The sequence below is a fragment of the Enterobacter cloacae complex sp. IR5401 genome (assembly GCF_049238425.1).
In the GTDB taxonomy this organism is placed as follows: Bacteria; Pseudomonadota; Gammaproteobacteria; order Enterobacterales; family Enterobacteriaceae; genus Enterobacter; species Enterobacter hormaechei_C.
Genome location: NZ_JBMKHN010000004.1, coordinates 103285 through 112240 on the forward strand (window position 1 = coordinate 103285; position 8956 = coordinate 112240).

General features: G+C 54.8%; 7 protein-coding genes. 4 read left to right on the plus strand and 3 right to left on the minus strand.

Annotation, left to right across the window (positions count from 1 at the left end):
* Window position 1 precedes the first annotated feature (1 nt).
* Window positions 2-1654 carry an MFS transporter gene (locus tag ACOTX1_RS08025; RefSeq protein WP_003857293.1) on the minus strand — a complete coding sequence of 551 codons (1653 nt, stop codon included), beginning with the start codon at window positions 1652-1654 and terminating at the stop codon, window positions 2-4.
* Window positions 1655-1868: 214 nt separating this feature from the next.
* On the opposite strand from ACOTX1_RS08025, the gene ACOTX1_RS08030 reads away from it, so the two are divergent.
* The 3 genes from ACOTX1_RS08030 to cybB all read left to right on the plus strand — a co-directional run bounded on the left by ACOTX1_RS08030 (window position 1869) and on the right by cybB (window position 4920).
* Complete coding sequence (locus ACOTX1_RS08030; protein ID WP_023314110.1) at window positions 1869-2663, plus strand: YdcF family protein; 795 nt, start codon at window positions 1869-1871, stop codon at window positions 2661-2663.
* Window positions 2664-2862: 199 nt separating this feature from the next.
* On the plus strand, window positions 2863-4302 hold the full coding sequence (aldA, locus tag ACOTX1_RS08035; protein WP_023314111.1) for an aldehyde dehydrogenase: 1440 nt from the start codon (window positions 2863-2865) through the stop codon (window positions 4300-4302).
* Between the two features lie 87 nt (window positions 4303-4389).
* Entirely contained in the window at window positions 4390-4920 is a 531-nt protein-coding gene (gene cybB / locus ACOTX1_RS08040) for a cytochrome b561 (RefSeq protein WP_003857288.1), read from the plus strand.
* Window positions 4921-4961: 41 nt separating this feature from the next.
* On the opposite strand, the gene ACOTX1_RS08045 is transcribed toward cybB, so the two are convergent.
* The gene (locus ACOTX1_RS08045) at window positions 4962-6029 is read right to left on the minus strand and encodes an oxidoreductase (protein WP_023314112.1); all 1068 of its coding nucleotides are present in this window, start codon (window positions 6027-6029) and stop codon (window positions 4962-4964) included.
* Between the two features lie 13 nt (window positions 6030-6042).
* Window positions 6043-6786, minus strand: coding sequence for a DeoR/GlpR family DNA-binding transcription regulator (locus ACOTX1_RS08050; protein WP_022651161.1), 744 nt, complete (start codon window positions 6784-6786; stop codon window positions 6043-6045).
* Between the two features lie 730 nt (window positions 6787-7516).
* On the opposite strand from ACOTX1_RS08050, the gene ACOTX1_RS08055 reads away from it, so the two are divergent.
* Window positions 7517-8854 (plus strand): TolC family outer membrane protein, encoded by a 1338-nt coding sequence (locus ACOTX1_RS08055; protein ID WP_023314113.1) that lies wholly within the window; start codon window positions 7517-7519, stop codon window positions 8852-8854.
* Window positions 8855-8956: the final 102 nt, after the last annotated feature.

Consider the following 8956-nt stretch of genomic DNA (forward strand, 5'->3'; position numbering starts at 1 on the left):
ATTACTTGTTGCCAGTGGCGTTCTTAAGGGCCATACGGGCGGTGATGCGCAGGCGCAGCAAGCGCCATAAAATCCAGACCAGCGTGGCAGTGGCAATGCTCGCCGTCAGGAGATAAGTATCGTTGTAAGCCAGAATGTTTGCCTCAAGCGCCGTCACCGTCTGGAGCTGGGTAATGGCCTGGGTTCCCAGCAGGGAACTGTCGCCAATCAGGCTTTTGTACATCTGGGTGTAAAGCTGAATACGTTCGTTCACCAGCGGGTTAAGGGTGGTGAGCTGGTCAGCCAGCAGGCTGGAATGGTACTTCTCGCGCCAGGTCTGGAAGGTGCCGAGGATCGCGGAACCCAGCAGGCCCCCAAGGTTCTGACTCATGCCAAACATCACGGAAAAGCTGACCAGGTTGCGCGGGTCGGCGATCACCCCGCCAATGGCGGCCAGCATCGCAGGCGCGAGGAAGAAAGCGCTGCCGAAGCCCAGCAGGAACTGGCTGAAAATAAGCTGATCCGGCCGGGTCAGGTTGTTGGACTGGCTGTCCAGCAGCGAGGCGACGATCATCAGCACCAGCGAGGTGATTATCGGCCAGGCCAGTTTAGTGGGCTTAATCGTCAGACAGCTGGTGACGATACCGCAGACGATCCCGGCGAAAATAGCCCACGCCAGATGGGTCATCTGTTCATTCTGTAGGCCCACATATTGCAGCCAGCCGATGACGCCCGTGTTCTGCTCCGCCAGTACGATGCGGATCAGCAGCATAATCAGCCCCAGGCGTACGATGCTGCCGCTGGACAGCCAACGGGTATTAAGCAGCGGGTTGCTGCGGTTATGTTCAAACACGATCGCAGAGACAATCAGCACCAGCGAGAGGGCCAGCGCCCAGCCGATCCACGGCGCTTCAAACCACCAGTCCAGACGCCCTAACGACAGAACCGCGCACAGCAGCGCCATGCCGGGCGCAAGCAAAAAAAAGGTAATGAAATCTTTCTTCTCGAAGACTTTGCGCCGATCGCCCGGCGGCAGCTTTAGCACCATCACGCAGGCCAGGGAGATCAGGGCCAGACCCAGCTCGAAGAAGTACAGCCCGCGCCACTCATCAAGCTGTAACAGCTCGGTGGAGAACAGCCGCGCCAGCGGGATCGCCAGCGACGACCCGGTAATGCCAATGGTCAGCGCCTTCAGTCGATGCTTTGCGGGCCAGGCCTGGATCTGGTAATAAATGCCGAGCGAGCTGAGCGCGGCGGCGACCATCCCGTGTGCCGCCCTTACCATCAGCGCCGAGCTAAGATCGTTCACAAACAGGTGGAAAAAGGTGACCAGCACATACAGCACCAGGAAGCCTTCCGTAAAGGCGCGCAAACCGTACTGCTGGCGAAACTTTACCAGCAGCAGGTTGATGGAAACGTTGGTCATGACATAGACGGCAGGCAACCAGGCGATTTCAGTCGACCAGGCGCCAAAAGTGCCTTGCAGATTTTGCAGATTAGCGGTGACGACCGCGTTACCCAGCGCCCCGGTCAGACATACCAGCAGGCCGACCACGCCATAGGCGATCCGTTTTGGGGTTGGATGTTCCGGGGTGGAAGGGGAACCCAGCAGGGCGGGTTTCTCGTGTGGCTGCCACTCGCGAGGAGCATAAGGGTCGCGTTGGGGCAGGCGCATAACGTGGTTTACCTTTCAAAATGTTGAATTGTGAGCGGGCTAATGATTCTAAGGCTGACGCAAATCATAATTCAAGTGAATACGATTTTCTCAAGTTAATCAAATGTGAGTGCTTTTTGAGAACGTTCCAGCCCGTTTTTTCAGCATTCATGCCATAGCATGACGCGCAGAAAGGGGGATAATCGATGGCTCTGTATGCTGTAAGGAGGTAACGATGACAATGGCACTTTTCCCCTGTCTGCCTGGCCCAACCCTCGACGCCGTGAATACCGTTGGGGCGTGGCTTGCTCAGGACGACTATCAGGACAATCAGCCCGTTGATCTGGTGATTCTGGCGGGTAATGCGGTGGTCCCCGCGATTGATGCTGCCTGTAAAAACGCGGCTGAACAGGGTGTTCCTCTGATCATCAGCGGCGGGATCGGTCACTCGACGACCTTCCTCTACGCCGCGATTGCGAAACACCCCCGCTATAACAGGATACCCACCACCGGGCGGGCTGAGGCAGCTATTCTGGCCGACATCGCCCGTGAATTCTGGAACATTCCGGCTGAGCATCTTCACGTTGAGGATCAGTCGACCAACTGTGGTGAAAACGCCCGCTTCAGCCGGGCGTTGATGAAACAATCCGGACTGAACGCCGCCCGGGTGCTGGTGGTGCAGGACCCGACGATGCAGCGGCGCACAATGGCTACGTTTGCCCGCGTGTGCCGCGACGAGGCCGCAGCGCCCGCATGGGTGAGTCATCCCGGCCTGACGCCCGTGCTGCAAAACAGCGACGACGGTCTGGTGTTTAGCGGCCCGGCCGAGGGGTTATGGCCGGTAGAACGTTACCTGTCGCTGGTGCTGGGTGAATTTCCGCGACTCAGGGACGACATCAACGGCTACGGTCCGGCGGGACGTGATTTCATTGCCCATGTCGATATCCCTGCCGACGTGGACGCCGCGTGGCAGATCCTGCGAAACGACGTCATTCTCACCGACGCGCTGGTGAGCCGTTCTCTGCTGTAATGCTCTTGCCCGTTTGCGCCATCTTTTACGCAAACGGGCAGCCTTTGTTGCCGATTTGTGATTTTGGAAACGGGCTGACCCGTATCTTTTATGAGATATCTCACAAAAACAGATTCATAGAGTAGGCAATTGCCCCGGTAATTATAGTTTTTAACAATAAGTTTACTTGTTAAAAACAGTGTGATTACAGGAGCAGGTTATGACAGTACCCGTACAACATCCTATGTATATTGATGGACAGTTTGTTGCCTGGCAGGGTGATGCATGGATTGACGTGATCAATCCGGCCACGGAAGAGGTCATTTCCCGTATTCCCGACGGCACCGCCGAGGACGCCCGCAAAGCCATTGACGCGGCAGAGCGCGCGCAGGCTGGCTGGGAGGCGCTGCCAGCCATTGAACGCGCCAGCTGGCTACGCAAAATTTCCGCCGGGATCCGCGAGCGCGTCAGTGAAATCAGCGCGTTGATTGTGGCCGAAGGCGGCAAGATCCAGCAGCTGGCGGAAGTGGAAGTGAACTTTACCGCTGACTATATCGACTATATGGCCGAGTGGGCGCGCCGGTATGAAGGGGAAATCATTCAGAGCGACCGTCCGGGCGAGAATATTCTGGTGTTTAAGCGTGCCCTTGGCGTCACCACCGGCATTCTGCCGTGGAACTTTCCATTCTTCCTGATTGCCCGTAAGCTTGCTCCCGCGCTGATCACCGGCAACACCATCGTTATCAAACCGAGCGAATTTACCCCAAACAACGCCATTGCGTTTGCCAAAATCGTCGATGAGATTGGCCTGCCGAAAGGCGTCTTTAACCTGGTGCTGGGCCGGGGTGAAACCGTCGGACAGGAGCTGGCCGGGAATCCGAAAGTGGCGATGGTCAGCATGACCGGCAGCGTCGGGGCAGGTGAAAAGATCATGGCTGCGGCTGCGAAAAACATCACCAAAGTGGGGCTGGAGCTGGGCGGTAAAGCCCCGGCCATCGTGATGGACGATGCCGATTTTGAGCTGGCCGTGAAGGCCATTGTGGATTCACGCGTCATCAATACCGGGCAGGTGTGTAACTGCGCGGAACGTGTCTATGTCCAGAAGGGGATCTACGACCGCTTTGTGAATCGTCTGGGCGAGGCAATGAAAGCCGTCCAGTTTGGCAATCCGGCTGAGCGAACGGATATTGCCATGGGGCCGCTGATCAACGCCGCCGCGCTGGAGCGCGTGGAGCAGAAGGTGGCGCGCGCGGTGCAGGAGGGGGCCAAAGTGGTCCTTGGCGGTAAAGCGGCAGAAGGTAAAGGGTATTTTTATCCCCCAACGCTGCTGCTGGACGTGCGTCAGGATATGGCCATCATGCACGAAGAGACCTTTGGCCCGGTGCTGCCGGTGGTGGCTTTCGACACACTGGAAGAGGCCCTGAACATGGCCAACGACAGCGACTACGGTTTAACCTCGTCTGTTTATACGCAGGACCTGAACGTCGCCATGAAAGCCATTAAGGGGCTTAAGTTCGGCGAGACCTACATTAACCGTGAAAACTTTGAAGCGATGCAGGGCTTCCATGCGGGCTGGCGGAAATCCGGAATCGGCGGGGCAGATGGTAAACACGGTCTGAATGAGTATTTGCAGACGCAGGTGGTCTATTTACAGTCGTAATCAGGAGCCCCCTCCATGCGAGGGGGTTCACATTTTCAGGAAAGGTGGTTATGTTGGCGCGATAATGGTTATTTATCGGGAAACAACATGCGCACAAAATATACGGGTCTGCAAATCAGCATTCACTGGCTGGTTTTTCTGTTAGTTATTATGGCCTATTGCGCCATGGAGTTCAGGGGATGGTTCCCGCGAAGCGATCGTCCGCTCATTAATATGATCCACGTTTCCTGCGGGATCAGCATCCTGGTGCTGATGGTGGCGCGCCTGCTTATCCGCCTCAAATTCCCGGCTCCACCTATTCAACCGAAACCAAAAGCGATGATCACCGGGCTGTCCCATCTGGGGCATCTGGTTATCTACCTGCTGTTCATTGCGCTGCCGCTGATCGGCATGGTGATGATGTATAACCGGGGAAATGACTGGTTTGCGTTTGGCCTGACGATGCCGCATGCGGCGGAGGGGAATTTTGACCTGGTGGATACGCTAAAAGCGTGGCACGTGACGCTGGCGAATCTGGGATATTTCGTGATTGGTTTGCACGCCTTTGCCGCGCTGATGCATCACTATTTCTGGAAAGACAACACGCTGCTGCGGATGATGCCAAAAAAGCGTCAGTAACCGATAATGCCCTGCGAACCCGCAGGGCATTTTTTTGCGGCTTATTGCAGTTGCGCGCGCTCCTGCGCCGTTAAGTCCAGTTCCTGAGTTGTACCCGTTTCTGAAGATTTTACCGCCGCTTCCAGCACCGCCATCACCGCCAGGGCTTCCACCGGCGGGACCGGGTTGTCAATCTTGCCGTTCAGGGCATCGCGCACGTTTATATAGTACTGCCGCTGGTCGCCTTTTGGCGCAGGGATAGCGCTGGCTTCACCCTGGGCATTAAGCAGCACCATAGCGTCGCTGTCTTCACCCCAGCTTTCACTACCCGGAATGACGCCTGCCAGCAGCTGGGCTTCCTGCTGATCGATGCGCGCTTTCACCACGCTAGCCTTGTCACCGTGAATGGTAAAGCGGGATACGCCGCCCGCCACCAGCATGCTGCAATGGAGGACCACTTTGTGTTCCGGATAATTCAGCACCACGTGCGCCCAGTCGTTAATCTCCGCGCCGTCACGCAGGGTGGCGATGTTGCCCTGTACCGACTGCGGCAGACCAAAAAGCTGTAGCGTCTGGTCAATCATGTGCGGGCCTAAGTCGAACCACAGGCCGCTGCCGGGAACGTTTTGCTCTCTCCAGCGCACGCGAACCTCCGGGCGGAAACGATCGATATGCGACTCAAAATGTTTCACCTTGCCGATGCTGCCTTGCGCAATCACCTGCTTAATGCCGAGAAAATCGCTGTCCCAGCGGCGGTTATGGAAGACAGAAAGCAGCAGCTGTTTTTCTTCTGCCAGCGCAATCAGATCCCGCGCTTCCTGCATATCCAGCGTGAACGGCTTATCTACTACCACATGCTTGCCGGCATTGAGCGCCAGGGTGGCCAGCGGCGCATGGGTCGCGTTAGGGGAGGCGATAACCACCAGATCGATATCCGGGTGCTGAATGGCCTCTTCCGGCGTGGCGACAACGAGCACGTCCGGCAGATCGCGTTTCACTTTCTCTTCATCCCGGGATGAGATCACCGCCAGCTTCAGGCCGTCAACGGACTGGATCAGCGGGGCATGGAACGTCTTACCCACAAAACCATACCCGATCAGCGCAATATTCATTGTCTTCACTTTATTCATGACCTTCTCCACGTTAATGTGCGCAAACGGTAACCTGCACGGCGCTATGGTCCCCGAGCTCTGCCCAGGGACGATCTAAAAACAGTTGATGAATCTCGGATAACCCTGACACCAGATACGGTTCGCACTGGTTGAGTTTTAGATGGTCGGCGACTACCCAGTGCGCCTGGCTTGCGGCCAGCATGGCACGCTTCACTTCGGCATCCGCCTCCTGACTGGCGCTCAATCCGAGTTCGGCATGGATGGCGCATGCGCCAAGGATGGCAATATCCGCCCGGTAGCGAGAGAGCAGTGAAAGGGTGGCGCTTCCGGCAAACAGGCGCTGTTTCTGATCCCACTTTCCACCGAGCAGGATCAGGTCGATACCTTCCCGATCGCTCACCTGTTGGGCGATATCAAGAGAAGGGGTGATGATGGTCAGCGGCCCATGAAGGAAAGAGGCAACGGCCAGCAGTGTGCTTCCGGCATCCAGAAACAGCGTCGAGCCCGCAGGCACGCATTGCGCAACCTGTTTACCCAGCCGCTGCTTGATTTCAGGCAGCAAGGTATTCCTGCTAACCCGGTTCATCGTCGAGAGATTCAGCGCGATGGCGCCACCATGGTTTTTTTGTGCCAGTCCCTGTTTTTCCAGGTCGGTCAGATCGCGACGGATAGTGTCCGCTGAAACCTGCAATCGATCTGCCAGCTCGGTAATGCTGGCCTGGCCTTGTTCAGTAATGATATCAAGCACATATTTCTGTCTGGCGGTTTTATGCATGGGCGCAGTATCCTGCAAAATGTCGCAATACTTCGCATTTTACAGCATTTTGCAGAAAAGGGAATCGGGACAGGCGCGGGATGTTATCCAAAAACAGTTTGATGGTGTGATTATTGATATCGCATTAATCAGTCATCAAAAACATGTATGTATCTTTTAGGTATGTTGTTATCGCTATGTTTTACTTATAAATTTGGCTTAAGCTGCCACATTCCAGCGCCTAATTGATATTTATAACTAATTTGTAATTATAAATTAGTGCATATATCTAACAATCTGTGTTTATAAAGTAAAATAATCCAGTTTTATTCGGTGGATTACTTAAGTTGACATTTCTTTGAAAATCTTTGTGTCTGATTCGGGGTGAAATTAACGCAAAAATGTACACCGGGGTATTTTAGAATTTTCTTTATATTACAGGGGGTTTATTTGTTTCATCTGAAAGGTCTTTTATAACGTTTTGTCCAGAAACCCCATCTTTTTTCTTATTTGTAACAACACATTAACATTGCGGGTGTGGTTGCTTATATCACATTTTGTTATGCTGCGAATCAATAAATATTTAAGTAAATTCTTAAAAAAAAAGGATTGAACGGCTCTCGTCTCAATTGAAATGGGTTAGGGGAACTCTTGCCCGGAATTAATGGAGAAGGGGCAATGGATTTCTGGCGAATTATTTGTACCTCTTCCTGGGTATTTATTTGGCTATCACCTGGAGTCGGGGGATATTATGAAGATGAAATACAATAACAGGTTACTCAGATTATCTGCCTCCCTGACCTTAATTTCGTTGGTGGTGACTGCGGCTAATGCAAATAACGGCCAGGCGGGGATATCTCCCGTTGCGGCAATGACGATGAAAGAAAGTATTCTTTTCGCTCTCGATCGCGACCCCTCGGTGAGTCAGCAGGCGGCACAGCTGGGGATCGGCCAGGCACAAATAGACGAAGCGCGCAGTGGCTGGATGCCACAAATAGCCCTGAACGGGAGTACAGGTCACAGCCAGACCACCGATTCAAGCGGCTCGTTGCGAAATTCCGCAGCCTGGGGCCTGAGTCTGACGCAGCTGGTGTACGATTTTGGCAAGACCAACAACAGCATCAGCCAGTCTTCAGCTCAGCGTGACAGCTATCGCTACCAGCTGATGAGCACGATGTCTGCCGTCGCGGAAAAAACGGCCCTCAGCTATGTGGAAGTGAAACGCTACAGCGATCTGTTGCAGGCGGCAAAAGAGAACGTGCAGGCGCTTAAAAACGTTGAGCAGCTGGCAAAACTCCGCGCCGACGCTGGCGTAAGCTCCACCTCTGATGAGCTTCAGACCCGCACCCGTATTGCCGGGATGCAGGCGACGGTAGAGCAGTACAATGCGTCCCTGAACAGCGCCCGCGCGCGGCTGGCGGTATTAACTGGCATACAGGCTGAACGCTATTCACCGGTTCCGGGAGGTCTGGCCGTGGAGCCGGATTCTCTCAATCGGATTGATTATTCACTGATCCCAACGGTGATGGCCGCGCAGAACATGGAGCGTTCAGCCCAGTACGGCGTAGAAACCGCGAAGTCTCAGCACTGGCCGACCTTAAGCCTGAAAGGGGGCCGCACCCGCTATGAGTCGGATAATCGCGCGTACTGGGATGATCAGATCCAGCTCAATATTGACGCACCGCTTTATCAGGGCGGCGCGGTCTCGGCGCGCGTCCGTCAGGCCGAGGGCGCAAGGGCAATGGCATCGTCTCAGGTCGATCAGGCCCGTTTTGATGTCCTGCAAAAAGCCTCCGTCGCACAGGCCGACTGGACCGGGGCGCGTGGACGAATGGAAGCCGGGAAACGTCAGCTGGAAAATGCGTTGCGCGCCCGCGATGTCTACAAAAATGAATATACCCTGAGCAAGCGCAGCATTAACGATCTGCTCAGCGTGGAGCAGGATGTCTGGTCTGCCACCTCCGCGAAAATAATGGCTGAATACGATGGCTGGAGTGCGGCGATTAATTACGCCTCTGCGGTGGATAATCTCATGCCGCTTATCGGAATAGAGAAAAACGCTGCCGCGAAATTACCTGATTTAAGTTAAAAAAGGCGCGCCTTTCTGCGCGAAATAAGTCAGACAATAATGGGTGATTTTTCCCAAGGATAGCTACATCCCTCTGGTGGACATATCCACAGGAATACGCGC

Excerpts from the sequence above, each read along its gene's own strand:
- ACOTX1_RS08030 (WP_023314110.1), top strand. The coding sequence starts at position 1,869 with ATGACAATGGCACTTTTCCCCTGTCTGCCTGGCCCAACCCTCGACGCC.
- ACOTX1_RS08055 (WP_023314113.1), top strand. The coding sequence starts at position 7,517 with ATGAAGATGAAATACAATAACAGGTTACTCAGATTATCTGCCTCCCTG.
- ACOTX1_RS08050 (WP_022651161.1), bottom strand. The coding sequence starts at position 6,786 with ATGCATAAAACCGCCAGACAGAAATATGTGCTTGATATCATTACTGAA.
- ACOTX1_RS08025 (WP_003857293.1), bottom strand. The coding sequence starts at position 1,654 with ATGCGCCTGCCCCAACGCGACCCTTATGCTCCTCGCGAGTGGCAGCCA.
- aldA (WP_023314111.1), top strand. The coding sequence starts at position 2,863 with ATGACAGTACCCGTACAACATCCTATGTATATTGATGGACAGTTTGTT.
- cybB (WP_003857288.1), top strand. The coding sequence starts at position 4,390 with ATGCGCACAAAATATACGGGTCTGCAAATCAGCATTCACTGGCTGGTT.
- ACOTX1_RS08045 (WP_023314112.1), bottom strand. The coding sequence starts at position 6,029 with ATGAATAAAGTGAAGACAATGAATATTGCGCTGATCGGGTATGGTTTT.